General features: G+C 38.8%; 25 protein-coding genes and 1 tRNA gene. 6 read left to right on the forward strand and 20 right to left on the reverse strand.

The features are described from left to right. Window positions 1-8 precede the first annotated feature (8 nt). The 8 genes from DD627_RS03230 to cdaA all read right to left on the reverse strand — a co-directional run bounded on the left by DD627_RS03230 (window position 9) and on the right by cdaA (window position 8,466). Window positions 9-749: a bacteriocin-associated integral membrane family protein gene (locus DD627_RS03230; RefSeq protein WP_260274858.1), complete on the reverse strand. Its 741-nt coding sequence runs from the start codon at window positions 747-749 to the stop codon at window positions 9-11. A gap of 375 nt (window positions 750-1,124) precedes the next feature. Next, window positions 1,125-1,196 (reverse strand) — tRNA-Asn (locus DD627_RS03235). Window positions 1,197-1,291: 95 nt separating this feature from the next. After that, window positions 1,292-1,603, reverse strand: a complete 312-nt coding sequence (locus DD627_RS03240; protein ID WP_260274857.1) for a hypothetical protein — start codon at window positions 1,601-1,603, stop codon at window positions 1,292-1,294. 421 nt (window positions 1,604-2,024) lie between these two features. Beyond that, the gene (locus DD627_RS03245; RefSeq protein ID WP_057784325.1) at window positions 2,025-3,089 is read right to left on the reverse strand and encodes a glucosaminidase domain-containing protein; all 1,065 of its coding nucleotides are present in this window, start codon (window positions 3,087-3,089) and stop codon (window positions 2,025-2,027) included. Between the two features lie 242 nt (window positions 3,090-3,331). Beyond that, window positions 3,332-5,152, reverse strand: coding sequence for a glutamine--fructose-6-phosphate transaminase (isomerizing) (gene glmS, locus DD627_RS03250; RefSeq protein WP_260274856.1), 1,821 nt, complete (start codon window positions 5,150-5,152; stop codon window positions 3,332-3,334). 228 nt (window positions 5,153-5,380) lie between these two features. Next, window positions 5,381-6,739, reverse strand: coding sequence for a phosphoglucosamine mutase (glmM, locus tag DD627_RS03255; protein ID WP_260274855.1), 1,359 nt, complete (start codon window positions 6,737-6,739; stop codon window positions 5,381-5,383). 27 nt (window positions 6,740-6,766) lie between these two features. Beyond that, a complete protein-coding gene (locus tag DD627_RS03260; protein WP_057784322.1) occupies window positions 6,767-7,618 on the reverse strand; it encodes a CdaR family protein in 852 nt (283 codons plus the stop codon). Next, entirely contained in the window at window positions 7,615-8,466 is an 852-nt protein-coding gene (gene cdaA / locus DD627_RS03265; RefSeq protein ID WP_057784321.1) for a diadenylate cyclase CdaA, read from the reverse strand. Before cdaA ends, DD627_RS03260 begins: the two co-directional genes overlap by 4 nt. 131 nt (window positions 8,467-8,597) lie before the next feature. Here cdaA and DD627_RS03270 point away from each other — a divergent pair, with 131 nt between their 5' ends. Further along, the gene (locus DD627_RS03270; protein ID WP_057784319.1) at window positions 8,598-9,242 is read left to right on the forward strand and encodes a DUF1361 domain-containing protein; all 645 of its coding nucleotides are present in this window, start codon (window positions 8,598-8,600) and stop codon (window positions 9,240-9,242) included. A gap of 146 nt (window positions 9,243-9,388) precedes the next feature. Here DD627_RS03270 and murB read toward each other — a convergent pair whose 3' ends face one another. Together murB and DD627_RS03280 are read right to left on the reverse strand one after the other, a co-directional pair. Beyond that, window positions 9,389-10,288, reverse strand: coding sequence for a UDP-N-acetylmuramate dehydrogenase (murB, locus tag DD627_RS03275; RefSeq protein WP_068808210.1), 900 nt, complete (start codon window positions 10,286-10,288; stop codon window positions 9,389-9,391). 28 nt (window positions 10,289-10,316) lie between these two features. Then, window positions 10,317-11,231, reverse strand: coding sequence for a Gfo/Idh/MocA family protein (locus DD627_RS03280; RefSeq protein ID WP_260274854.1), 915 nt, complete (start codon window positions 11,229-11,231; stop codon window positions 10,317-10,319). A 169-nt stretch (window positions 11,232-11,400) separates the two neighbouring features. Here DD627_RS03280 and DD627_RS03285 point away from each other — a divergent pair, with 169 nt between their 5' ends. Then, on the forward strand, window positions 11,401-11,937 hold the full coding sequence (locus DD627_RS03285; protein WP_260266927.1) for a 3'-5' exonuclease: 537 nt from the start codon (window positions 11,401-11,403) through the stop codon (window positions 11,935-11,937). Here DD627_RS03285 and DD627_RS03290 read toward each other — a convergent pair. From DD627_RS03290 to DD627_RS03300, 3 genes are read right to left on the reverse strand one after another with little or no spacing between them, the layout of a single operon-like run. Beyond that, window positions 11,930-12,439, reverse strand: a complete 510-nt coding sequence (locus tag DD627_RS03290; protein WP_260274853.1) for a GNAT family N-acetyltransferase — start codon at window positions 12,437-12,439, stop codon at window positions 11,930-11,932. The genes DD627_RS03285 and DD627_RS03290 overlap by 8 nt on opposite strands. Next, on the reverse strand, window positions 12,436-12,906 hold the full coding sequence (gene tsaE, locus DD627_RS03295; RefSeq protein ID WP_057784309.1) for a tRNA (adenosine(37)-N6)-threonylcarbamoyltransferase complex ATPase subunit type 1 TsaE: 471 nt from the start codon (window positions 12,904-12,906) through the stop codon (window positions 12,436-12,438). Before tsaE ends, DD627_RS03290 begins: the two co-directional genes overlap by 4 nt. A gap of 3 nt (window positions 12,907-12,909) precedes the next feature. Beyond that, a complete protein-coding gene (locus tag DD627_RS03300) occupies window positions 12,910-13,632 on the reverse strand; it encodes a uracil-DNA glycosylase (protein ID WP_057784307.1) in 723 nt (240 codons plus the stop codon). Between the two features lie 133 nt (window positions 13,633-13,765). On the opposite strand from DD627_RS03300, the gene DD627_RS03305 reads away from it, so the two are divergent. From DD627_RS03305 to DD627_RS03320, 4 genes are all read left to right on the forward strand, one after another. Further along, window positions 13,766-14,638, forward strand: coding sequence for a Cof-type HAD-IIB family hydrolase (locus DD627_RS03305; RefSeq protein ID WP_057784305.1), 873 nt, complete (start codon window positions 13,766-13,768; stop codon window positions 14,636-14,638). Window positions 14,639-14,662: 24 nt separating this feature from the next. After that, entirely contained in the window at window positions 14,663-15,247 is a 585-nt protein-coding gene (locus DD627_RS03310) for an LURP-one-related/scramblase family protein (RefSeq protein WP_068808222.1), read from the forward strand. A gap of 14 nt (window positions 15,248-15,261) precedes the next feature. Beyond that, the gene (locus DD627_RS03315) at window positions 15,262-15,828 is read left to right on the forward strand and encodes a GNAT family N-acetyltransferase (RefSeq protein ID WP_068808227.1); all 567 of its coding nucleotides are present in this window, start codon (window positions 15,262-15,264) and stop codon (window positions 15,826-15,828) included. Between the two features lie 133 nt (window positions 15,829-15,961). Beyond that, on the forward strand, window positions 15,962-17,392 hold the full coding sequence (locus tag DD627_RS03320; protein WP_068808230.1) for an APC family permease: 1,431 nt from the start codon (window positions 15,962-15,964) through the stop codon (window positions 17,390-17,392). Between the two features lie 44 nt (window positions 17,393-17,436). Here DD627_RS03320 and smpB read toward each other — a convergent pair whose 3' ends face one another. From smpB to eno, 7 genes are all read right to left on the reverse strand, one after another. Beyond that, a complete protein-coding gene (smpB, locus tag DD627_RS03325; protein WP_057784296.1) occupies window positions 17,437-17,910 on the reverse strand; it encodes an SsrA-binding protein SmpB in 474 nt (157 codons plus the stop codon). 11 nt (window positions 17,911-17,921) lie between these two features. After that, a complete protein-coding gene (gene rnr, locus DD627_RS03330) occupies window positions 17,922-20,291 on the reverse strand; it encodes a ribonuclease R (protein ID WP_260266930.1) in 2,370 nt (789 codons plus the stop codon). A gap of 72 nt (window positions 20,292-20,363) precedes the next feature. Then, a complete protein-coding gene (secG, locus tag DD627_RS03335) occupies window positions 20,364-20,600 on the reverse strand; it encodes a preprotein translocase subunit SecG (RefSeq protein ID WP_057784293.1) in 237 nt (78 codons plus the stop codon). A 98-nt stretch (window positions 20,601-20,698) separates the two neighbouring features. Continuing rightward, the gene (locus DD627_RS03340; RefSeq protein WP_260274852.1) at window positions 20,699-22,258 is read right to left on the reverse strand and encodes a ClC family H(+)/Cl(-) exchange transporter; all 1,560 of its coding nucleotides are present in this window, start codon (window positions 22,256-22,258) and stop codon (window positions 20,699-20,701) included. Between the two features lie 304 nt (window positions 22,259-22,562). Continuing rightward, a complete protein-coding gene (gene glpK, locus DD627_RS03345) occupies window positions 22,563-24,077 on the reverse strand; it encodes a glycerol kinase GlpK (protein ID WP_260274851.1) in 1,515 nt (504 codons plus the stop codon). A 23-nt stretch (window positions 24,078-24,100) separates the two neighbouring features. Beyond that, window positions 24,101-24,859: a nucleoside phosphorylase gene (locus DD627_RS03350; protein ID WP_260266932.1), complete on the reverse strand. Its 759-nt coding sequence runs from the start codon at window positions 24,857-24,859 to the stop codon at window positions 24,101-24,103. Window positions 24,860-24,982: 123 nt separating this feature from the next. Next, entirely contained in the window at window positions 24,983-26,302 is a 1,320-nt protein-coding gene (gene eno / locus DD627_RS03355) for a phosphopyruvate hydratase (protein ID WP_057784285.1), read from the reverse strand. Window positions 26,303-26,360: the final 58 nt, after the last annotated feature.

A 26,360-nucleotide genomic window follows, 5' to 3' on the forward strand; every position in this document is an offset into this window, starting at 1 on the left:
TAACTTGATTATAAAATTCGCGTAATCATATTAATATAAAAAGCAAGCCTATTTTTAACATTACCTTTGATGGCACCAATAATGGTTCGTTCAGAATGTGAATGGGCCCTTAAGATAGCAGCTACTCCAGTTACCAAAATAACTCCTAAGTATAACAACAATGCAAAATAAGCCATGATTCGATAACAATTCGTGAACTTACTTATCCACATATAAATTATCAGCACAACAATGCCAAGTAAATAACTACTTAAAAAACAGCCTTGATCATCTACAAAAGTGTCAAACGCATCATCAAAATTCGACATGCCCAACAAATTACGAACATTGGCTTTTTTTAAGTTATGTAAATTAGCCAAAATAATAACGATTCCCATTACTAAAAAAACCAATATTAGAATACTAGATATTTGGGTGGTATTCAGAAAATTAGAAATATTCCAATTCCAACTCTCGTTGATTTGGGCGTACTGGATACCATTACGTTTAAACATTCGTTGAATCGAACCCTGACTAACATGCCCGACAAAGTAAAGGGGATAACGAATATCACTCGTTTGCATCTCTTGTTTTGAAGCAAGCGATTCTTTAGGCACTCTGGCCTTTCCATAAACGTACATTTTAGTTTGGGTATTTCCTGTATCGTTTACGGTTTGCACATTAAACACCTTTATAGCCGAAACATGATGTTTGTTGGTGTAATTTGTAACCACCCTATTAAACTTTTTACTATCAACCCCACCCTGCATTCCATTGATTTCATACGCGTTCGACTTGATTCAATATATGTCGGTGCCGTCGACTGAACAAAAGTAAAAAGTACGAGTAAACAAATGATACTGACCATCCAAATCGTGATACGTCTAATTCTATTCACTTTAATTACTCCCCCCCGAGAATTTTATATTTGAGGACCTAAATTCACAAAAACTGAATATGGTGGATCTGTAACTACATAAATTCATAATAACTACTACTCTGAAAAATTTTAGCTCACTTTAGTTTAGCAGTTACCAACTCAAATGAAAATGTTACTATGCCAATGACATTCAAAAGACTGGAAAATAAAAAAGGTCGTTATATCAACGTTTTACCGTTGTATAACGACCTCAAAATCATATATACTGCTCCGGCTGGGCTCGAACCAGCGACCTCTTGATTAACAGTCAATTATTCTACCACTGAACTACGGAGCATTACTATGTTTATAGTTATATCATGAAAACCACAGACTTGTCAACTAAATTTTAATAATTGATGCCCAGATAGTCAGTTTTGACCGGAATATAACTTATGAAATATGATTTTCTTTTAAAACAGCATTAAAATCCGTCATAATCTTATCGTCTTTTTTCCATTCTTCCCAATGATCCATATCTTCTTCGGGCACCTGATAGCGTTCGTTAATATAATCCTCATAATTCACAACATGAGCAGAATGTGGAATGTTCAATTGCAAAATTCGAACTTCCTTAATAAAATGACGTTCCGCTGCTAATTCAGCGCGCCCATTCATGATCATGTTTGCAATCTCTGTATATTTTGAACCATCATTACGCGTAATTTCTTCAATTAATGTAAATGTTTGTTGTCGTTGTCCCATCAGTATCATTCCTCCACCATTAAGTATAGAGGACAAACAATCTGTGAAGCAAGTGATTTTCAAAAAGAAAAAAAGAGTGTTCTGAATTTCCGTTCAGAACACACCTTTTTGGCATAAGAGAGAAAGAGAATTGATTAAAGGTAGAGGAGATGCACTACTACCTTTCAAAGGTAATCATACCTTTTTATGTAAGCGGTGTCAAACTATTTTTTTAAAATATTTAAAGGGTAATAAAAAAGGACCAGAATGTAATTCTGATCCTCACCATCTGATGTATACATCGTAGAGATGTCCCTCAACTATGTTCATTTGGGGTAAACAGGAAGAGGAAATAAATAAATGGTAATTACAATATACCTCATTTTCTCATTTTAGTCTACAGTGTTTTTAATTTTTGCTCATACTTCTTTAATAAATTGTGTTAAGCATCAACCACATTAGTTAAAGCACCACCATAAATCCAACCAATTTGCTTACTACCAATATAGCAACGATAATATGGTGTCCTAGTTCCGACGCGGAGGGCTTGCATATTAATTGTCACATTCCGATTTTTATACGTCTTACCATAATGAAGTCGTTTAGTCGCGTAAACACTATAGGTCAAATGGTTATAAAAATCATTGGAAGGTGCCGCACTCACTGTGGCTGTCTTTTTAACTGTCTTATACCTTGCGACCTGCACAACGGCAGTAGAATAAATCCAGCCAATTAATTTTCCCTTATAATAGCAGCGATAGTACGGTGTTTTAGCTCCACGCTTAACACCTTGGTTATTAATCGTAATTGTTTTTCCTTTATAGGTTGTTCCATAATGCTTAAGTTTATAGGCATACGTACTACCGGGAATATGTGTATAGAAATTATGACCAGGCTTTAATCTGACCTGCATAGTTAGTTTCTTTGTCGTATATTTAACTGCGACTCCATCAACCAACGCATGCAAATTGTATCCCTTGATAATGCTAATTAAAGACTTCGCATAGGAAGGTGCAGTTGCATAACGACCAGTTAAGTAATTAGCTGCAGCTTCAGGCGTTGACGCGTTTTCTTTCCAAGTTCCTTTGTAATAGGAACTGTTCCACGCCGTTCCATAACGAAGCACTTTCCCGTTATCATTCAACGATGCCTTTACATTAGGATATTTTCGGAACTTTGCGTTTGTATAGTAAAGCTTGCCCGATGAAGTGTACTCAGCCGTCCGCATCGTCACCGATTTCCCGTTATATGTACCTTTAATTCCAAAATAATTATTACCTTTGACCGCCAATTGACTTTGTCCCCAAGCACTTTCACAGGCTGCTTGAGCCATCATCAAAGATCCATATAAATTATATTTATTGGAAACTGTTTTAACATCAGGTGTTAACCGCGAAATAAACGCCTGTGGTGAATCTGCATGAACCGCTTTTGTATGTGTGCTAAAAACAGCAACCGCCGAAAGTAATATTAAGAATGAAACAAATGTTATCCATCGTTTATGCATACTGCTTCCCCCGTATCTTAGTCATCTTAAATATAAGTATATAACTTAAATCCGGAAAAATTAATGCCTTTAATTGTATTGAAACATCCAAAAATTACCGACATTTGCTAAATCCCTACAAATCAAGCTTCTTCAAGGCTCATATATTGATTGTAACTAAAACTTAACATTTAAAAGAAAGACTTTTCCACAAAAAAAGAGTCTTACCAAACGATGGAAATGGTAAGGCACTTCATTCTTCTTTATTCTACTGTGACACTTTTGGCTAAATTTCTTGGCTGATCAACATTGTATCCGCGCTCTAGGCTGGCATAGTATGCTAACAATTGAGCGGGAATCACACTTATTAATGGCATGAGTAATTCAGAAATTGTTGGGATCACGATTTTATCATCAGGTTTGGCTAATTCTTCGGAAACAATTGCCAACACTTGAGCCCCACGCGACTTCACCTCTTGGATATTACTTCGTGTGTGACTAGCCGTTTTCCCCTGCGTAATAAGCGCGATAACTGGCGTTTGATCTTCAATTAACGCAATTGTGCCGTGTTTTAACTCACCTGAAGCAAAGCCCTCAGCCTGAATATATGAAATTTCTTTGAGCTTCAATGCAGCTTCTAAAGCAACAAAGTAATCCACACCACGACCAATATAAAACGCATTGCGGGTTTTAGCCAAATCTTCATGGGCAATCTCTTTGATTTTCGCTTTTTCGTCTACAATGGCTTGAATTGCATTTGCAGCCAAACTCAATTCTCGCTGCAAGTCAAAGTTCTTCGCAACCTCAACACCACGTGCCATTCCAAGCGCTTTAGCCACAACGGCTTCCACAGCAATTTGAGCAGTATATGCTTTCGTTGAAGCTACAGCAATTTCTGGACCTGCGTTCAACAACAATTGATAGGTGGCTTCTCTGTATAACGTTGAGTTTTCAACATTGGTAATCGTTAAACTTGGTGCGTGCCACTCTTCATTGACGCGAACCAAAACTTGCCTACTATCTGCTGTTTCTCCGCTTTGAGTTAAGAAAATGAAAAATGGATGTTTGGAAAGCATTGGATCTGCATAAGCAAACTCAGAGGCCAAAACCACCTCGGTAGGAATCTCAGTCAACTTTTCAAATAATTGTTTGCCAACCAGGCCAGCGTGGTAACTTGTTCCTGCGCCCACGATGTACAAACGATCAGCTTGTTTCATGGCTTCCAATAAATCGGGAGAAATCGCAGGTTTGTCGCCAGACTCTAGATATGCTTTTTGAATTCGATGTAAAACTGCAGGCTGTTCATCGATTTCTTTCAACATGTAATAAGGATAGGCACCCCGATCCGTTTCCTTTGGATCCAAATCAACGTGGAAAGAGTCCCGTTTTACTTGCTTCCCAGTTTGATCCGTAATTTCAACTGCCTGTGGCGTAACGACCACCATTTCCCCATCGTGTAATTCCAAAAAGTCTTTGGTGACATTCAACATAGCGAGTGCATCGCTGCAAACAACATTAAATTCATCACCTAGTCCAATTAACAAGGGACTTTTGTTTTTTGCAACATACAGGGTATCTGGTTCTTCATGGTCCATTAATAAGAAAGCGTAAGAAGAACCCTTCAATAAACTCAACGTTTTTCTAAACGCCTGTTTTGTTGTCATGTTTTCTTGAACGACAAAGTGATCAACAAGTTGCACAACCACTTCAGTATCTGTTTGACTTACAAACTCAACATCACTTAAATACTGTGCTTTTAATTCCTCATAATTTTCAATCACACCATTATGAACTAAATAAAAACGATCATCTGCAGAAAACTGTGGATGCGCATTTTCGATACTTGGCACTCCGTTTGTTGCCCATCTTGTATGACCAATTCCAGCAGTTCCCTTAATCTCAGGGGTTAATTTAAGTTTCAAATCTGTAATTTTTCCTCTTGCCTTAACTAAATGAGCTTGTTTTTCTGCAGTATTTACATAAATTCCGGCAGAATCATAGCCTCGGTACTCCAATTTTTCTAATCCAGAAATCAAAATTTCGACTGTATCTGTTCTTCCTGTTACACCGACAATTCCACACATAGCTGACATCCTTTACAAATAAGTTATAATTGGTATATATAGATAATTAAAATTGGTACGCTTGAAACATCTATAAATTTATCGCTAATTAAAAGGATTGTCAACTGTTTTAATCATATTTGGTTTATTTAGTTCTCTAGATTGGTCTATTTTAGTATTGGGACAAAAAAATAGTTACTGTTATCGTTTTTAAACTTCTCGATAACAATAACTACTCATTTTTTAATTCTAAGCACCAACTTCTTCACGCACGACATCTACAATGCGATCAACATATGCAGAAACTTCTTCCTTGGTAGAAGCTTCGGCCATTACTCGTAATAGGTCCTCGGTCCCACTTGGGCGAACTAACACACGACCTTCGCCATTCATTTCTTTTTCGACCGTTTTGATGATTGCCTGAACTTTTTCATTATTCAAAGCGGCCTTTTTGTCTTGGACTTTTACATTAACTAATTTCTGTGGATAAGTTTTAACTTCAGCTGCTAATTCAGATAACTTTTTGCCAGTCTGTTTAACGATATTCATTAACTGTAAGGCAGTCAGCATCCCGTCACCAGTTGTATTAAAATCAAGGAAAACAACGTGACCAGATTGTTCACCACCAACGTTATAGCCATTTTTTAACATTTCTTCAACCACATAACGGTCACCAACTTGTGTTTGCACGGAGTGAAGACCATTTGCTTCAAGTGCCTTGTATAGGCCTAAATTACTCATAACAGTTGTGACCACTGTGTCTTTCTTGAGACGACCACGTTTGCTGAGATATTTTCCACAAATGTACATGATTTTGTCGCCATCAACGATATTTCCCAATTCATCTACTGCGATACACCGATCACCATCACCATCGAAAGCGACCCCTAAATCAGCGCCTTTTTCGACAACAAATTTTTGTAATTGCTCTGGATGAGTAGAACCCACATTGGCATTAATATTCAAGCCATTCGGCGAAGTGGCCATGGTATCAAAATCTGCACCAAGATCGGCAAAAATTTGAGAAACAAAACCACTAGTGGCACCATTAGCAGAATCTACACAAATGTGCAAACCGTCCAAATCATCTGGGATCGTTTGTTCTAGAAATTGGGTATACTTCAAAGCGCCTTCTGGATAATCATTTTCAGTTCCTAAGCCTTCAGCAGAAGGACGTGGTAAGTCATCGGTTTCTTTGTCCAAGAGAACCTCAATTTCACCCTCTAGTTCATCAGAAAGTTTGTAACCATCTGCACCAAAGAACTTGATTCCATTATCCTGTACAGGATTATGTGAAGCTGTGATCATAACACCCGCATCGGCTTCTTGTTTTCGAACTAAGTAAGCCACCCCAGGAGTGGTCACAACCCCCATATTTAAAACTTCAATTCCGACTGATAAGAGACCGGAAATCAAAGCTGTTTCAAGTAATTGTCCTGAAATTCGTGTATCACGGGAAACCAATACCCGTGGTTGTTCGTTTTTATTTTCAGCGTGCTGGGTTAAAACATAGCCTCCCGTTCTTCCTAATTGAAAGGCCATTTCAGGCGTTAAGCTTTCATTTGCTATTCCTCGTACACCATCAGTTCCAAAATATTTTAATGCCATAATTTTCCTCATTCCTAACTTTTGAATTTAATTACTTTTTGAACTTGTACTACTTGATGAAGTTGAACTCGCCGAACTAGTTTCTTGGGACGAACTTGATGAACTCTTAGTCCGTTTATTATCAGCCTCAGTACTAGACGACTCTTCATCTGATCCACTGCTTGATGAACTCGTCGATTTTTCGACAGGCACGGTCACACTGACTGTTTGTGGACTTAGGATAACATTTACTGTATCGCCAGAATTATCCAGTGCCTGTAACAACACTTGACTTGTCACATCCTGTTTTGTGTTGTTGGGTAAATTAACCTTAGCCACAACTTGTGTAATTCGATTGATTTCTGAAACCGAACCTGTTGCCGAAACTGTCTGGGAACGTAAAATGGCAGCCTTGCTTTCATACCCTTTTGCAATCGCGTCTTGATTAATTTCTGGCTGAATTGCAAATGTCTTCGTTCGTCGATTGGCGATTGTCACCTTAATCGTTTCAGGTTCAAAACTGTATGAAAGTTCTTTGTTCAAACCTTCTTCTTTAATCCGAACCTTATGCTCACCAAGCCCCAGTTTTCGAAGAGAGACATATGCCTTAAAATTCTGTGTGTTAGTAGTGGTTGTGACCAATGCACTTGGCCCAGTAATTTTAATTTTTACTTTTGAGGGATACCCGCTAACCAAGTACTTACTACTGTTTACGTCCAATTCAAGGGGAACCGTTAATGTTTTTGATTTATTTGCCATCAGCGCTGTGTCACTGGAACCGCCACTAGTAGAAACGTTGCCTGAATTCATTCGATCTGATTTCACGTAAAAAAAGAGAAGAACTGCTAAAACTAACGCCAAAAATCGGTAAACCCAACGTTCTGTCCAAAATTTTTTCATTTTTTCGGACCCCCTTTGAAGAAGGAAGTAATGCCCTCCAAGAAGTCTTGAATAACATTGTGATTTTCTGGTACCTCATCACTGAGAAACTGATCGCGGAAGTAACGCAGATAATCTTCTTGTGTCATATTACGCAATAATTCATTATCTTTTGTAATAGAAATTTCACCAGTTTCTTCAGAAACCACAACCGTAACGGCATCCGTAACTTCACTAATACCAACTGCCGCTCGATGTCGTGTGCCCAGTTCTTTAGGAATCATCGTACTTTGTGATAAGGGAAGATAGGCAGCCGCAACAGCTATCTTATTATCCTTAATAATCACTGCCCCATCATGAAGTGGGGTATTAGGAATAAATATATTGATTAGTAGTTCACCAGTAATATCGGCGTCTAGCGCAATCCCAGTTTCAATATAATCCTCTAACCCCGTATCCATTTGGATGGTGATTAGTGCCCCAATACGCCGCTTTGACATATATTGAATGGCCTTATCAAGCCCTGCAATCATATGTTTTTCAGCTTCATTTTGAGTTTTGTTTTTGACGAACATAGACCCACGGCCCAAGTGTTCCAGTCCACGCCGAATTTCAGGCTGAAATATGACAACCATGGCAATTACACCCCAGTTGATAACTTGATCCATAATCCATGAAACGGTGCTTAATCCAAGAAGGACACTCACCACTTTGATCAAGATAATGACAATTATCCCTCGAAAAAGTTGAACGGCTTTTGTTCCCCTCAACAACATGATTAATTCATAAATCACAAACCAAACCACGAGGATATCGATTAGGTTCATAAAGTTATGTAAAGTAATCAGTCGATCCCAAGCAAAATTCATTTGTTTTTTCCTCCAAACCAATACAAAAATAATTATAGCACAGAGACCCTTAAGAAAAACTTCAGAATCCGGTCATTTTATAGCAAAATATTCTTTCCATCTGCTACAATAAACCTAGCGAGGAAAACACTATGACTACAAAGACAAAATGGATAATTCGACTTTGTTATGGCTTGGGTTTACTATACATTGCTTTTTTTGTACATCCACCATATCATTTTTTGCTACTCAACACTTTTTTAGCGTATATACCAATTGAATTTGCCTTTCACATTGGTTCAAATCGACCAAAAAATTCACTCGTTTTTTGGTTAGTTATTTTATTGTGGTTACTATTTTATCCAAATGCGCCTTACCTATTAACGGATCTTTTCCATCTCAGTTTGTTGCATCCTTACGCTGATACAGGCTTAATTCGTTTATCAATTTCAATGTGGATTTATTATATTTATATGTTACTAGCTGTCATCCCCAGCGTCATGCTTGGCATGTGGAGCATGACTCAGGTCACCAGATCAATTGTCAAACGTTACCACATTCATCATCGGATCGTCGAAATGGGAATTGTAGGCGTCTTTACAACTCTGTCTTCCATTGGCATTTTCATTGGCCGTTTTTTACGTTTACATACCATCTACCTCTTGATTAGTCCTGAATGGGTTTTAAAACCAATCTTTAACATGTGGTCATTACAAATGTTGGCTTTCGTATTTTTAATGACCTTACTTCAAAGTATCATCTATGTGGTTCTCCGCGTAATTCGAAACACAAATTAAAAGAGTGGAAAATATGAGATTTGGCAATAAAAAGCAAAAAAACCGCAACAAAAATTACGCTTTTGTTGCGGTTTCGTTGTGTTTCCCGAATATTATTTCTGAAACATCAAAAATAAGATAATCTCTGCCACTTAATTTTCATGACTTTATTTTTCACCGATAATGCGTACTTCTGTTTGTAAATGAACCCCAAACTTTTCAAAAACGGTATTTTGAACATGATGAATAACATTGAGATAGTCCGTGGCAGTTGCCCCACCCACATTAATAATAAATCCTGCATGTTTCTGGGAAACTTGTGCACCACCAATCTGAAAACCTTGAAGGCCAGATTCATGAATCAATTTACCGGTAAAATAGCCTGTTGGTCGTTTAAACACACTCCCACAGGAAGGATACTCCAGTGGCTGTTTAGAGGCTCTCAATCGATTTAATTCATCCATCCGTGACCTAATCTTTTCTGCATCCCCAGATTTCAAATTAAACGTTGCCGATAACACAATATCATCATAGTCTTGAATACTACTGTGACGATAACCAAAATCCAATTCATGATTAGTGAGCGTTCGGATTTGACCTTGACGTGTCAAAATTTTAGCCTCACTAACGACTTCACTAATTTCGCCACCATAAGCCCCAGCGTTCATGAAAACAGCGCCACCGACGCTACCTGGAATTCCTGCAGCAAACTCTATTCCTGTTAGACCAGCTTGGTAGGCAACTTCAGTGGTCTGAATCAGCGCAGCCCCGGCTTCGGCAACGACCTGGTTTCCAGTCACCTGAATTTCTTTCATTTTTGTAAGGATGACCGTCAAACCACGAATTCCGCCATCTCGGACAATTAAATTACTTGCATTTCCCACAACTGTCAATGGCATTTCCTGTTGATTGGCCCAGTCTAATAATTGACTTACCTGCTCTACAGTTTTGGGGAAAGCTAAGTAATCGGCTGGTCCACCCGTTTTAGTATTTGTATACTTTGACAGTGGCTCACGTTCTAATATTTGAATGTCTGGAAATGTTTCAGTTATCGTTTGCAAAATCATACGAGTCCTTTCAATTTACGATTAAATTCTATTTTAACACTTCAAATTGACGAACAGCATCCCGACAAATACGATGACTCTCGATTGCAGATTCCGGTGATACCGGATTGGCTTGCTGACCATCTATTGCGGCCAAGAATTGACGAATCAATGGATCGAAACCTCTTGTGACCAAAGTTGGTTGCCAATCTGGAGAGGCTATTTTTTGTTGCCCTTGCGGCGTTTTCAACGTATAGTTCTGACAATTCTCGACTGTGGCTAGTCCTCTCTTAGTTTCAAGTGAGGTTGTTTCCTCATTTACGCCACCGATTAAATTAATCTCGGCAGTTGCTAAGCTATGTTTGGTTTTTAGTGACACAATGGCTTGATGTAAATTACTATTTTCGGTAAATAGAGTAGTTTCTTGGCTTTCAATTGGTTCATCTAACAGAAAATTAACCGTATCAACCACATGAATTAGCAAATCATAAATTGCAAACTTTGTTTCTTGTGCGCCATTTTCACGAATTTTTGTACCACGAATCACCTGCTTATTAGACAATTCCTTTAATTTCTGATTCATTGGCACAAACCGACGATTAAACCCACAGGTTAAAATCAGTTGACGCTCTTTTGCCAGTCGATATAGTTCCTCAACCTCTTCAAAGTTTTCTGAAACTGGTTTGTCCACGTACACGTTAATATTGTTCTCTAACAAAGCTTTGATAATTTGATAATGGGTAGCTGTTGGCGTATGAACAAATACTGCAGCTGGTTTTTGAGCAATTAATTCTTCCACATTTCCTTCACCATGAGTTATCCCATACTGCCGCATCAATTTTTGTCTTTTATCTGCGTTGCGAGTGCAAAAATGCCATTCATAAGTATCCTGTAGCGACGTGATGACCGGCAAATAAGCCTTTTGAGCAATATTACCTAGACCAAGTACTCCAATTTTTTTCATATTGCGATCCCCTATCATACCTTTAATAAACTCACACAGAGTTAATACTATCTTTATAGATTGCTTCAGATTATAATAAAACCACTAGAAATACTTGGTTCTAATTATTATTCATGACCAGTTTTTCTAACTACTTCTAAATTAATCATTTTCGAAAGGACTTTTTGTTATGAATTTTGTTGCCATGGATTTTGAAACAGCCTCTCCCAAACGGTATAGTGCCTGTTCCTTAGCACTAACAATTGTGCGCAATAACCAGGTTGCCGATGAATTTTATTCCCTTATTAAACCAGATACTGAGTTTAATTGGCGAAACGTTCAAATTCATGGGATTCATGAAGAAGATGTCGTTGATGCACCGAGTTTTCCAGAAATTTGGCAGGTTATTAATCCCTTTTTTCAGACCAATCAACTGATTGTGGCTCATAACGCGCCATTTGATAACGGTGTTTTAAAAAGTTGTCTTGAACATTATGAACTTCAGCGTACTCACTACCTAACTTTGGATACGGTGCGCTCTAGTCGTAAATTTTTCCCGGAATTTGAGAACCATAAATTAGACACAGTTTGCACCCACTTGGGCATCGAGCTCAATCATCATCACAATGCGTTAGACGATAGTCTAGCCTGCGCCAATATTTTGTTATATGAAGCAAATAATTTTGGTGCAGAACAGTTAAAACCGTTTGTGCGGATGATTAACTAAATAAAAGCTGCATATCTACTGTTGCATAGGGGATTCCATTTTTATCATGGAATCCTATTTTGTTACGCTGAATGTCTTTGAAACCTAGTTTTCGATAAATGTGATAAGCTCCCTGATTACGTTCCTGAACTGTTAACATTAATCCTGGTAACCAGCTAAACGACTCACCCCAAGTAATGGTTTCTTCAACTAGCGCGGTTCCCAACCCTTGATTCCAAAATGACTTCAATACGGCAACGCCTACTTCTCCTAATTCAGTAGTTTCGTCCTTCATTACTGAAGCTAACCCAATTGCATGTCCCTGATATTTTGCCAACAGAATCAAGTTTTCACGACTCTGTTGAATCAGTTCAAGTTGCTTTTCTTCAGTCGCTGCTGTCAATTTGTTTAAATCATCTTCAACCGTAAATGTTTCCGTTTCTTGATCTAGTTGTTTCAATAATTTCAATACTTCATCTGCATCTTCTCGGGTGGCTTCAACAATGGTCACTTCTTCACTCATTCAAGAACCTCTTTCAGTTGAGCTACCAATTCTTCATAATGCTGGCCTTGAGGCTCAAAAGTTAAAATTCGTTGATCATCATCGTCGTCATTACGAGCAATTTTTAGTTTTAAGTAATCATCTGGTAAATAATCACGAATATATTGAGACCATTCAATCACAGAAACACCGCCACCAAAGAAATATTCATCCCAACCAAGGTCATCGCCACCACCATCTTCAAGGCGATAAACATCCATATGATAAAGTGGCATCCGTCCTTCGTGATATTCATGAATAATCGTAAATGTGGGACTTTTTACATAGCGCTTAATTCCGAGTCCTTTTGCTAATCCCTTTGTAAAAGTCGTTTTACCCGCACCTAAATCGCCATCCAGTAAAAGCACATCGTTGGGTTCAAGAATGGGGGCAAGTTGAGCACCAATTTTTTCAGTCTGTTCTGCATCATTTGTTTTGATCTTAAACATGAGCTACCTCGTTTGCTGATAATTATGTTTTGCGTCCTCTGAAAGTTCCACATGCTCTGGTAACTGCCAGTCAATTGGCTCTTCACCTAAAGCTTTTAAAGCCGCGTTCGTTTTTGAAAAAGGATGAGAACCAAAAAAACCGTGGTAAGCAGAAAATGGACTTGGATGGGCAGATTTAATAATAATGTTTCTTTTCGTATCAATTAAGGAAATTTTTGCTTGAGCCGCCTTTCCCCACAAGATAAATACAACTGGCATTTCACGTTCCGAAAGCTTTTGAATCGCAACATCCGTTAGTTGCTCCCAGCCTTTACCTTTATGTGAAAATGCCTGCCCATTGCGGACTGTTAATACCGTATTCAGCATTAACACACCTTGTTTGGCCCATTTCTCCAAATAACCATGTGAAACTGGCTTAATGCCCAAATCATCTTGTAATTCTTTATAAATGTTTTGTAAGGAAGGTGGAATTCGCACACCAGGTAAAACTGAAAAACTCAAGCCATGTGCTTGATGAGGTTCATGATAGGGATCTTGCCCTAAGATAACAACCTTAACCTGATTAAAAGGTGTCCATTCAAATGCTTCAAAAATATGAAACATATCAGGATGAATGAGCTGTGTGCGATATTCTGTTTTTAAAAAATCATGCAAATCTTTATAATAAGCCTTTTCAAATTCAGGTCCTAAGACCTCTTGCCAATCATTATGAATAAACGTTTTCATTTTTACACCTCACCTCCATATTCTAGCATAGCCATAATTGATTTAATAACATTAAATCCAATGAGTTATGACTAAAAAAAAACAAGGGTTCATGTTAAACTGAAGATATAAAACCTAACAAGGACGTGAAAATATGATTTCAATAATTGCTTCTGACATGGATGGCACATTGCTCAACGAAAAAATGGAAGTTTCAGAAGAAAATGCTGCAGCAATCAAACAAGCACAAAGTGAGGGCGTTCACTTTATCGTTGCCACTGGTCGCCAGCTTTCTGAGGCCAAACCTTTAATCGAAAAGTTTGGTATTCAAGTTCCTATGATTACCTTAAATGGAGCCGCAGTTTATGATGTTGATGGTAAGGCTTTAGATATGGTTCCCCTTCACCGAGCTACAGTTACTCAAATTATGCGTGAACTAAATTTGGCTAATTTATATTATGAAGTTGTAACAGCCGACGGAGTGGTTTCTAATAGTCGTACCATGCACATTCAAAACTTGGCTCAACTTTTAAATAATCTAAATCCTGACACGCCTTTTAAATTGGCCGTCTCATTGGCTTCTGCTCGGGTTGAATTGATGGATATTTCATACGTGGATGATTATCAGGAACTAATTGATGATCACAACGTTCGAATTCTTAAAATTATCGCATTTGCAAATGAAGGTCCGAAAAAATTAAAGCCAGTTTCAGATAAAATTAATAAAAAAGTGGAAGTTGCAATTACTTCATCTTCTCGAACTAATATTGAAATCAATAATATCCGTGCTCAAAAAGGAATTGCCTTGCAACATTATGCTGACGAATTAAACATTCCTATGTCTCAGGTAATGGCAATTGGTGATAATTTAAATGATGCGTCAATGCTAAGAATTGCCGATACCAGTTATGCAATGGGCAACGCAATCCCGGAAATCAAAAAACTTGCGAATCATTTAACCGTTTCAAATAACGAAAACGGGGTTGGTAAAGCCATTTTGGAACAACTCAAAAGCAACCGCCAATAACGGCCTTGTTATGGGGGTATACTTATGCGTAAGCTTTATGTAAGGAACCAAGATGCAACCAATAAGGGCGCTACCGTTGTTCGTGACGATCACAATAATTCCTGCTATCTGCTGGTTGGAAAATGGGGAATTCGCCATGATGCCCTGTCTGTCTACGATATTCAAGGTGACCTCTTAGCGGAAATCAAACAGACCTCAGTGGGAATTTTCCCTAAGTTTGATATCTTTTTTAACGGTAATAAAATCGGTTCGATCTCTAAAACTTTTGGCCTTTTTCACGAATTCTTGTATATCAATAAACTAAAATGGTTCATCACAGGTAGTTTGCGAACGGGTTCACATCATGTCTACAGTGTCCACAAACGCATTATGACCGTTACTCCTGTCATTTTATATGGTGCTGGTTACAATGAGCTACTTATCACTTCGCAGGCCACAGAGCCTGTTTGTATTTGTTTAGCCGCAATTCTTGATCATTGGACTAAAAAAGATTCCAAAAGTGGTGTCAAAAAGACAGCATCCATCCCTGGATGGCAGTTATCTAATGGTGAAACCAGTTTTAATAACATTCATGAACATAAAAAGAATAAAAATAAACTTACTGAATAAACGGAGGAAAAAACTTGCAAATCCAAGCGGCACAAACAAAAGATGTTCCACAAATTGTTGACTTGATTAAAGTCATCCTAGAAGAAATGGAATTGCCTGCTCTTCACGAATTATCGAATTCAAAACTAACCCAGCTTTTTGAAAAGACATTTGCTTCCCCGGAATACCAAGGTGAGCTGGCCAACTTAATTGTTGCGAAAGATCATGATGAGGTTCTTGGTGTCATGTTTGGCTACGTAGGCAAACATGAACAGCAACTATTTGACGTTTTTAATCGTTACTATGAAGAATTACAAATTCCAAAAACAGTCGTCATCTTTTCAGATGCTGAGGCAGATAAAGACGAATGGTACCTGAACTCCTTGTGTGTTGCTGAAACGCACCGTGGCAAAGGTATTGGCACCCAATTGCTCAATTATTTACCGACAATTGGCAAACAAGTCCACACGCACAAAATTGGTTTACTGGTAGATTTTGAAAATCCTGAGGCCGCAAAACTTTATCAACGGGTTGGCTTTAAAAATGAACGCGTCCAAGTGGTTGCTGGTCACCATTACTATCATCTAAAAAAGCAAGTTTAATCTTCAAAAATTAAATCTGAATCACCCTTTAGAAGATTGAGGCAAAAAAATTTATTTTTGTCTCATTTTTTTATAGCGTTTTGGATTTAAACTATGCTAAAATTAAATGATTTTTGAGAATGGAATTTGGAATATGAAAAATACAAAATATATTAGTTGGCCAGTCTTAGGACTTATGGCTTTCGTCAATGTGATCGGCTTTGATGATATTATTTATAACTTTAAAAACCAGGGTCTTGGTGTCATCACAACATGGGTCTTTTTATTTGCTTTATATGTGATCCCGTACGGACTGATGGTTGGTCAATTAGGTTCAACCTTTAGTAAATCTGGTGGTGGCCTTAGCTCTTGGGTACGTGAAACTAGCGGTGACACTCTAGGTTATCTCACGGCATGGACTTATTGGGCGGCCTCAATTCCGTACGTGGTCGATACCGCCAATTCAGTGGTTGTCGCTTTTGGCTGGTTAATCAATGGCAGTAACGCAATGGAACAACATATGTCTAATGCGATGTTTGCTTTGCTCACCTTTTTAGTTTTTATCATTTTTATTTTTCTTCAGAATCACATCAAAAACTCGTTACAGGTTTTAAATGCTTTAGGCGGTGGCGCAATGTTTATTATGACAGTTCTTTTTGTCGTTTTAACGGTGGTTAATCTGACCCACGGCGAACACATTGCTTCCGCGCCATTACATGTATCGACTTTTACACCGAAAATTGATTTGCACTTTTTTTCAACATTAGGTTTGTTAATATACGCCACAAGCGGTTCAGAGCTGGTTGCACCCTATGTTACCCGCATGCGCCATCCAAAACGAGACTTTCCAAAGTCAATTATTATGCTGACTGTGATGGCTGGTTTCCTAACCATCTTTGGTTCGTTTTCACTAGGCGTTTTCTTCAACGATCACCATTTGCCAGCAGATTTAAAGATGAACGGAAGTTACTATGCGTTTGATTTTGTTGGGCGCCACATTGGCTTAGGGCACTCCATGATGTTTTTGTTCTCAATTGCCCAACTACTTTACATGTTTGCTCTTCTAGCCTTATTGCTAGACGCAATGACCCGGATGCTAATCTTAGATACCGGCAAACGCTTCATGCCAAAACAACTATTGAAACTTAATCGAAATGGCCGACCTATTAATGGTTACCTTTTGACTTCTGGATTATCTGGTGGAATTCTACTTATGGGCGTCTTCTTACCGGACATGAATGAAATCTTCAATTGGTTGCTAAATCTGAACGGAATTGTTTCACCCTATGTGACTTGTTGGATCTTCTTTGCTTTCATGCAAGTCAGAAAGAATTCGCAAAAATTTCACTCTGACTACGTGTTTATCAAAAACGATCGTACCGCCTATCTCGTGGCCTTATGGTGCTTCATCATTACGTTTGTCGCCGCAACGTTTGGAATTTTACCTCAGGACGTGTCACCAAGTTCATTCACCTACTGGCAAGAATTAGTTATGAACATTGTCACTCCAGGAATTCTTTTGGCATTAGGCTTGATTATGCCATCAATTGCAAGAGCACAAAGAAAAAAAGAAACACAAAAATAATGGATACCAAAAAAGGGCTGGGAAAATACTTTTCCTAGTCCTTTTTAACGGTATCGTTTCACAGCTTTAGCAATTTCACGTTCTTGGTCGCGTCGTTTCAATGTTTCTCGCTTATCGTATTCATGTTTACCTTTAGCTACCCCGATTAAAACTTTGGCAAACCCATGTTTGATATAAACTTTTAAAGGAACTATTGTGATTCCCTTATTTTGAGTTTGTTCAGCTAACTCAGTGATTTGTTTCTTGTGTAAAAGTAACTTGCGATTACGTAACGGATCATGATTAAACTGATTACCTTCTGTATACTCACTAATGTGAATATTCATCAGGATTGCTTCACCATTTCGAATTTGGACATAACCATCTTTCAGGTTAATCCGACTAGCGCGAACCGATTTGATTTCGGTTCCCGTCAGGACCATTCCCGCCTCATAAGTCTGAGAAATAAGATAGTCATGACGCGCCTTTTTGTTTTGTGCTAAGGCTGAATCTTGCTTCTTCTTTTTAGCCTTTGCCATTTACATCACTCCTACTTTTTACGATTGTAAGTTTTTGAAGTTGACGTAGCCTTGTGTGAATTATTTTCATTAAATTTCTTGGCAGAATTATTTTTGTAAGTGCTTGATGATTTTTTATGAAAGTTCTTATTATGATTGCCCTGTCGATTACCAGATTTAAAATTCCCACTATTCCTAAATTGACGTGGTGGTAACTGAATTTCACTCGTTGCCGTTTTTTCAGGATGCAACAATGCAAAATCAACTTCACTTTGATCCTTGTCTACTCGAATCAGTTTGACTTCAATTTCTTGACCAATCTGATAAGTTCGATGTGTGTTTCGGCCAACCAATGCAAGTTGGTTTTCTACATACTCGTAATAGTCATCTTTCATTTGACTAATATGAACTAGGCCTTCAACTGTATTATCCAATTCCACAAACAGACCGAACTTCATAACTGAACTCACAACCGCTTTGAATTCTTCACCCACATGGTCGCCCATATATTCAGCTTTCTTCATGCCGTCAACATCACGTTCTGTGTCAATACCGCGACGTTCTAATTTTGAAGTATGTTCTGCAATTTCAGGAATCCGATCCACATACTGCGCCTTAGATTCTTCACCAACGCCATCTTCAGCATAGTGCCGAATGAGTCGGTGAACAAACATATCTGGATAACGACGGATTGGTGAGGTGAAATGCGTGTAATACTGAGCAGCTAATCCAAAATGACCCAGTGAATCTTCAGAATATTTGGCTTGTTTCATACTCCGCAACATCATGACTGAAATCATTGTTTCTTCTTCACTACCCGAAACTTGTTTTAAGACACTTTGTAACATCTTTGGTTTAATGTTTTTAGAACTGCCTTTTACTGAATAACCAAAGTTTGTTAAGAATTCGAAGAAACTCAACATTCTCTCACTATCTGGTGTTTCATGGACACGATATAAGAATGGTACCTTTAATTCAGAGTAGTGTTGCGCAACTGTTTCGTTGGCAGCCAACATAAAGGATTCGATCATCCGCTCTGAAGTGCCACGAACCCGCACTTTAATATCAATTGGATGACCTGTTTCATCAACGATAATTTCTGCTTCATTATCGTCAAATTCAATGGCTCCACGACGTTTACGCCGCTTCAATAAGAGCTTGTGCAATTCGCCCATTGTTTCAAACATTGGAACCAAATCGGCATACTTTGCCCTTGTTTTTTCATCATGTGCCTCAAGGATTTTGTTAACATCCGAATAAGTCATTCTGGCATCAGACTTAATAACACTTGGATAAATCTTGTGACTGACAACCTTGCCTTCTTCATCCATTTCCATTTCACAGGTCATCGCCAAACGTTCCACATTTGGATTCAAGGAACAGATACCGTTTGACAACTTTCTAGGCAGCATTGGTACCACCCGGTCAGTCAAGTACACACTGGTACTCCGGCGATAAGCTTCATGGTCTAGTGGTGAACCTTCTTTAACGTAATGGCTCACATCAGCAATGTTAACGCTCAAATGGTAATGCCCATTGGCCATCTTGTACACACCAACTGCATCATCAAAATCTTTCGAGTCGTCACCATCAATAGTCACAACTGTTTCCGAAGTTAAGTCCTTACGACCAATCTTTTCGGCATCTGTAACTGTGTCAGGAATTGATTTAATCTCTTCTTTAACATCATCTGGAAATTCATAAGGAACCTCGTGTTGGTAGATTACCTGGAGAATATCAACACCAGGATCATCCTTAAAACCAATGGTCTCAATTGCTAAACCCGCCATTAATTTAGGATGTTTTAAATTGGGATACTGGGTTACTTCTGCCGTAATCACAGCCCCATCCTGAGGTTTGATCCCAGAAGCAAGCACATCAAAATGATAAGAAGAAAGCTTCTTGTCCTTTAACTCAATTTCCCCAATAACACCATTTTCAGGATCAGGAACCGATTTAAAAACGCCAACCGCCTGCGTAAAGTGTCTGTCTGTAACCTTGGTAACAACACCTTCTGGGCCCTTGTCATCCCCTGGTTTAGCTGCTCGGATAATTCGAACATCAACTTCGTCTTGATTTAACGCAAACGCCGTATGATCCTCGCTGATATAAACATCAGGAACTTCCGGATCAACAGCTACGAAACCAAAGCCACGATCGTTGGCATGAAAAACACCATGCACCAATTGTTGATTAGACTGAATAGGCAAAGTAAATTTACCTTTCTCCGTAATGTGAACCCGATTTGCACGTTCCATTACTGCCAACTCTTTTACTAAAATATTAAAAACGCTGGCACCTTCCAAATTTAATTGTTGAAAAATTTCTTCGGCAGTAAAACTTTCTTTTGGATGTTGATTTAAAAAGCTACTAACTGAAGCTTGTAGTTTATTTGTTTCCATACTCTACCTCAAATTTTATATTGTTTTAAACCTTAATTAAAAGCCTCCTGCGAAACACAGGAGGCTTAACCGTTAGTGTGATGAAACGTAAACCATTGCGATCGCAACCGCAAAGAAAATAATCCCCAATACTAACGTTACTTTTTGCATAAATGCTTCGAATCCACGTGGTTTTGACTGAGCAAAAAGATCGTCCGCACCACCTGTAAGAGATGATAACGCATTATCCGTTTTTGCTGGTTGCATCATTACCGCAAAGATAATCAAAACGGAAACAACCAATAATATTGTCATTAATAAATTATACAAGTAGCAACCTCCTACCTAAACTTGTAGTATATCCTCTATAATTTATCATAGTTTACCTTTTTTTTCCAGTCCTACCACTAACTTTCTCTAACAAACCACTACTTCGTTTGCATCGGAAGCTGGTGTAATAAATGTAAGAGATTGCCGCGATTACGATGATTCGTGGTAACAACCAAAGTATCGCCCGCAATCAGCAAGGTATCACCATGAGGAATAACTTCCCGTTCTCCACGTCGAATCGCAATCAACAAACTATTTTGAGGCCACTGAAAATCACGGACTTGATGGCCTACCATGTATGACTCTGCAAAAACTGGAAATTCTACCCGATCCAGTTTCCCCGTAGCATTAGGAACACTCGGTTTTACAATCTTGTGCAGCAAAGATTCATAAATTGGTGCACCACCTAATAAATCAACCACTACATATGCCGTGATCGAAACGATAGCCAGTGGCATCAAATGATGAAGGGTACCAACCATTTCAGTTATCAATAGGATGGCCGTAAATGGCGCCTTACCAATTCCGGCAAAATAACCAGCCATTGCAATAATAATAAAGTTTGTGAGATAACTCGCTGGAAAAATACCTAACCAAATCATGGTTTGACCATAAATTGCCCCCAGAATTGCTCCTAAAGACAGGATAGGCAAGAAAATTCCTCCAGGCAAACCAGATCCATAAGAAATCATGGAGAAAACAAAGCGTAAAATAAAAATGCCAAGCAAAATTAGAAGTCCCGGTGTATGCCCAGCAATATTCAAAATAATACTATTGCCCCCGCCTAATAAATTTGGAACCAATAAACCAATTGGAATCACTAAAATAAAGGGCACCATGCCAAACAACCATTTTGGTAATTTAATAAGATATTCGTACCAATCCCCCATCTTCAATAAAACACGCTGGTAGACGAATCCCATTACTCCCAAAAAAATCCCAAGAAACAACAAATGAGGATACATCGTCAGCGGCAATGTTTTGGTATAAACAATATATAAAACTGGAGTTAAACCAAAAAATACGGTTGAAACAAAGTTAGAAGCGATTGCACTTGCTAGAGCAGTTGTCCAAATTAACGGTGAAAAATTATGATAAACTTCCTCTAGAACAAACAACGTGCTCGCAATGGGTGCACTAAATGCCGCAGACAGACCTGCTGCCGCTCCACTTGCAATAAATACGCGTCGATTAACTTCTGATTCATGTGTCAATTCAGCGTATCCCTGACCAATGGTTGCTCCTAACTGAATTGAGGGTCCTTCACGACCAAGAAATAAGCCAGGCCCAATTGCCAGAATACCACCGATAAATTTACGCCACAGGATTGACCACCAGGGATACTCCAAATTTCCAGACAATTGGCCTTCAACTTGGGGGATCCCCGATCCTTTTATTTCTGGAAACTGTTTTCCTAAATATCCCACTACAACAGCCAAACCCAACACGACCAGTAGCCAAATTGGCAATATAGTCCAATTGTGGGAAATTTGATCATAAACAATCGTCACTAATTTTAAGCTTTGTACAATCGCCAAGCGAAACACGCTCACCACTAAACCGGCCAAAGCACCAGTCAAACAACCCTTTAGAATTGACACCAACCTTGTATCATCTGGTGAACTTTTTTTATTATCTAAGGAACCTTGCCACTGCATATCTTCATCTCAATTCTTTTCTCTTCTTATTCAGTATATCACCAAAATACGGTCACGAAAAAAAGACCAGGCAAAAAGTATATTTTGGGTATGGTCTCTTTATATTTCCAGAATATTATTACTAAAATGTAAGTAAAACAGATTTTTTGCAGCCAGTTCTTGCGGCTTGATTTGAAGCCACAAGAATGGTCATCGTCCGAAAGATACAAGCTTATTAGTGGGTTTTACTAATAAGCTTCCTAAATACTGAGTAGTCGCCAGACTAACGCACGGTCCAACCACCTTTTTGCCACTGTCTTTCGTTTCACTTTTTTCGATATGGTTGATGCCTGAATGATTGTGCGGCTTGCACAGCCTCTTGCCAACCGGAATAAAGGTTCTGGCGTTCCTCTTCATTCATATCAGGCAAAAAGATTTGGCCCGTTTTATAAATGCTTTTGATATCTTCAATATTTTTCCAAAACCCAACACCTAGTCCTGCTAAAAAAGCCGCTCCTAAAGCCGTCGTTTCCAAATCCGCCGCTCGGTCAATTTCAATTCCTAAAATATCCGCTTGAAATCGCATTAGATAGTTGTTATGTGAAGCCCCACCATCAACTTTAAGCATAGGTATCTTAACGTCAGCATCGTGCTTCATCGTATCCACAACATCACGCGTTTGATAAGCAAGCGACTGTAAAGTTGCCTTTATAAAATCATTTTTCGTGGTTCCACGGGTGATCCCAAACACGGCTCCACGCGTCACTGAATCCCAATACGGAGCCCCAAGTCCGGTAAATGCGGGCACCACATAAATTTCATTTCGATCAGTAGATGCGTTGGCCGCTTGTTCAGAATCGGCAGAATTCTTGAGTAATTGCATACCGTCACGCAGCCACTGAATAGCAGACCCGGCCACAAATATACTGCCCTCAAGTGCATAATAAATTTGATTATTAATGCCATAAGCAATAGTGGTCAGTAAATTATGATCAGACAACTGAGGCTTTTTGCCGGTATTCATCACCACAAATGCACCGGTACCGTACGTATTTTTTACCATGCCAGGTTCAAACGCCATTTGCCCAAATAAAGCTGCCTGCTGATCTCCTGCCATACCAGAAATTGGCACTTCGCTACCAAAAAAATGATAATCTTTTGTGTACCCATAAATTTCTGAGTTTGATTTTACGTTGGGTAAGAGCACCCGTGGAATATTAAGTAGTTTCAAAATATCTGAATCCCACTTTAAGTCGTGAATATTGAATAGCATTGTCCGGCTGGCGTTGGAATAATCAGTCACATGAACCTCGCCACCAGTTAATTTCCAAACCAGCCAAGTGTCGATGGTGCCAAATAGCAACTCGCCATTTTCTGCTCGTTTCTGAGCATTAGGTACATGATCAAGAATCCAGCGAATTTTGGTAGCTGAAAAATATGCATCCACAATTAAACCTGTTTTTTGATGAATTTCTTGCTGATAACCAGCCAAAATCAATTCATTGGCAATATCTGCCGTTTGCCGTGATTGCCAAACGATCGCATTATAAATTGGCAACCCTGTTTTCTTATCCCAAATGACTGTGGTTTCCCGCTGGTTAGTAATTCCAATTCCTTTAATTTGCGAAGGCCGAATTCGTGATTTAATCAGGGCGTCGGCAATCGTTGATAACACAGCGTCCCAAATTTCGTTCGCATCATGTTCAACCCACCCAGGATTAGGAAAGTTTTGTGGGATTTCACGTTGAGCATCAACCACCTTTTGACCTTGATGATCAAAGATTATCGCCCGCGTGCTGGTGGTTCCCTCATCAATTGATAATATGTAGTTCTCTACCATATGATTGCTCCGTTCCCTGTAATTTAAAGTGCTTGTACTAATTCGGCGGCAAGTGTTAGGCCCTTTTCTTGCGACTGGGCACCCCAACTTCGTTCATTATAAGCTTTCAAATTTGCTAAAGAATCGGCTGTAAAGAAAATTTGACCAAAGTCTACTTTTCGAAATTGTGCACATGCCGCCAATGCCGCACACTCCATTTCTACAACTTCACAACCTTGTGCCTTTCGTTTTTGAATAACTTTGGGCGTTTCCCGAAAGAATCCGTCTGTCGTCCACGTTTGTACTTCATGAAAGTTTAAGTGGTGCTCTTTTAAACTCTGCTCGATAGTGCTGATAACGGATTGATTCAATTTAATGAAGTCGCTCTTAGGTGCGTAGTGAAAAGAAGTCCCTTCGTCGCGTAACGCCACCGTTGAAACCAGAAATTTATTTTCTGGTATATCTACTAGAACCCCACAACTACCGACGCTGATAACTTGCCGTACGCCAAAATAAATTAAGAAATCTAAAAATTGTGTCGCTGCTGGTGCCCCTAATGGCGCTTGAGCAACCGTAAGAAGCTCATTTTGGTACAAGCATTCGTATACAGGAAAAGTTTTTGTAATCGTTTCAAAAATACCGATTTGTTTACCATTATGCGTCGTCACAAATTGCAAAATGTCGCTATCACTTAAAAAAGGAAAAATAGCTTTTGCATGAAACTGAAATGGACCATCATGGCCAGGCATCAGTACCGCCTCCTGCTGTTCGTCAAAATCAAATAAAGATAAGTTCTCCTGCATATTGTTTACCTTCTTCACGGCTTTTTATTCTATTTTACACTTTTTTACTTATTAGCAAACCCAAAAAAGAGCCATTCGGTATAAACCGAATGACTCTTAATGAACTAGTTGGTAAACGTAGAATTACTTGTTTGTAATTGCGTTACGTGCTTGTTCGCTTAAGTTGTAAAATGCATGGATACCCTTGTATTGTGCAACTTCACCTAATTGATCTTCAATACGCATCAATTGGTTGTACTTAGCAATACGCTCAGTACGGCTCATTGAACCAGTCTTGATCTGACCAGCGTTCAAAGCAACAACTAAGTCAGCAATTGTTGTATCTTCTGTTTCACCAGAACGATGTGAAACGATTGCTGTATAGCCAGCTTCTTTAGCCATTTCAATAGCATTAACAGTTTCTGTTAATGTACCAATTTGGTTCAACTTGATCAAGATAGCATTACCAACGCCCATCTTGATTCCCTTAGCAAGGTAGTCAGTGTTTGTAACGAACAAGTCATCACCAACGATCTGAACTTTCTTACCAAGTTTTTCAGTAGCCATTTGCCAATCTTCCCATTCGTTTTCATCCAAAGGATCTTCGATGGAAACAACTGGGTATTTGTCAACAATGCTGTCAAGTAAGTCAACAAATTCTGAAGCAGTATATGACTTGCCGTCACCCTTTAAGTCATACTTCTTTGTTTCAGTATTGTAGAATTCTGATGCAGCACAGTCAAAGGCAATTGCAATATCCTTACCTGGTTTGTAACCAGCACGCTTGATAGCTTCAACAAGGATTTCGAATGGTTCCTCATTGTTCTTCAAGTCAGGAGCAAATCCACCTTCATCACCAACAGCTGTAGAGTATCCTTGTTCGTTTAACAAGTTCTTTAAGTTGTGGAATGTTTCTGATGACCAACGAATTGCTTCTGTAATTGTTGGTGCACCAACAGGCATGATCATGAATTCTTGGAAGTCAACATCATTGTTTGCATGTTTTCCACCGTTGATAACGTTCAACATTGGTGTTGGTAAAACGTGTGCATTGAATCCACCTAAGTAGTTATACAAAGGAATTTGGAGTTCATCAGCAGCAGCACGTGCAGCAGCCAAAGAAACACCAAGGATTGCGTTAGCACCCAATTTAGCCTTGTTTGGTGTACCATCAAGCTTGATCATAGCTTGGTCAATTGCTAATTGGTCAGTTACTTCATAACCAACGATTTCCTTAGCAATTAACTTGTTAACATTTTCCACAGCCTTGGTTACGCCTTGGCCCATGAACTTGCTCTTGTCGCCATCACGAAGTTCAACAGCTTCATGTTCACCAGTTGAAGCACCAGAAGGAACGATTCCACGGCCAAAGCCGCCATCTTCTGTATATAATTCAACTTCAACAGTTGGGTTACCACGTGAATCTAAAACCTGACGTGCATAAATATCAGTAATAAGTGACATATTGTAATTTCTCCTCACTAAATTTAGTAAATTCTGTTACAGATCAATTGTATTACAA

It is taken from the genome of Pediococcus sp. (assembly GCF_003533255.1).
In the GTDB taxonomy this organism is placed as follows: domain Bacteria; phylum Bacillota; class Bacilli; order Lactobacillales; family Lactobacillaceae; genus Pediococcus; species Pediococcus parvulus.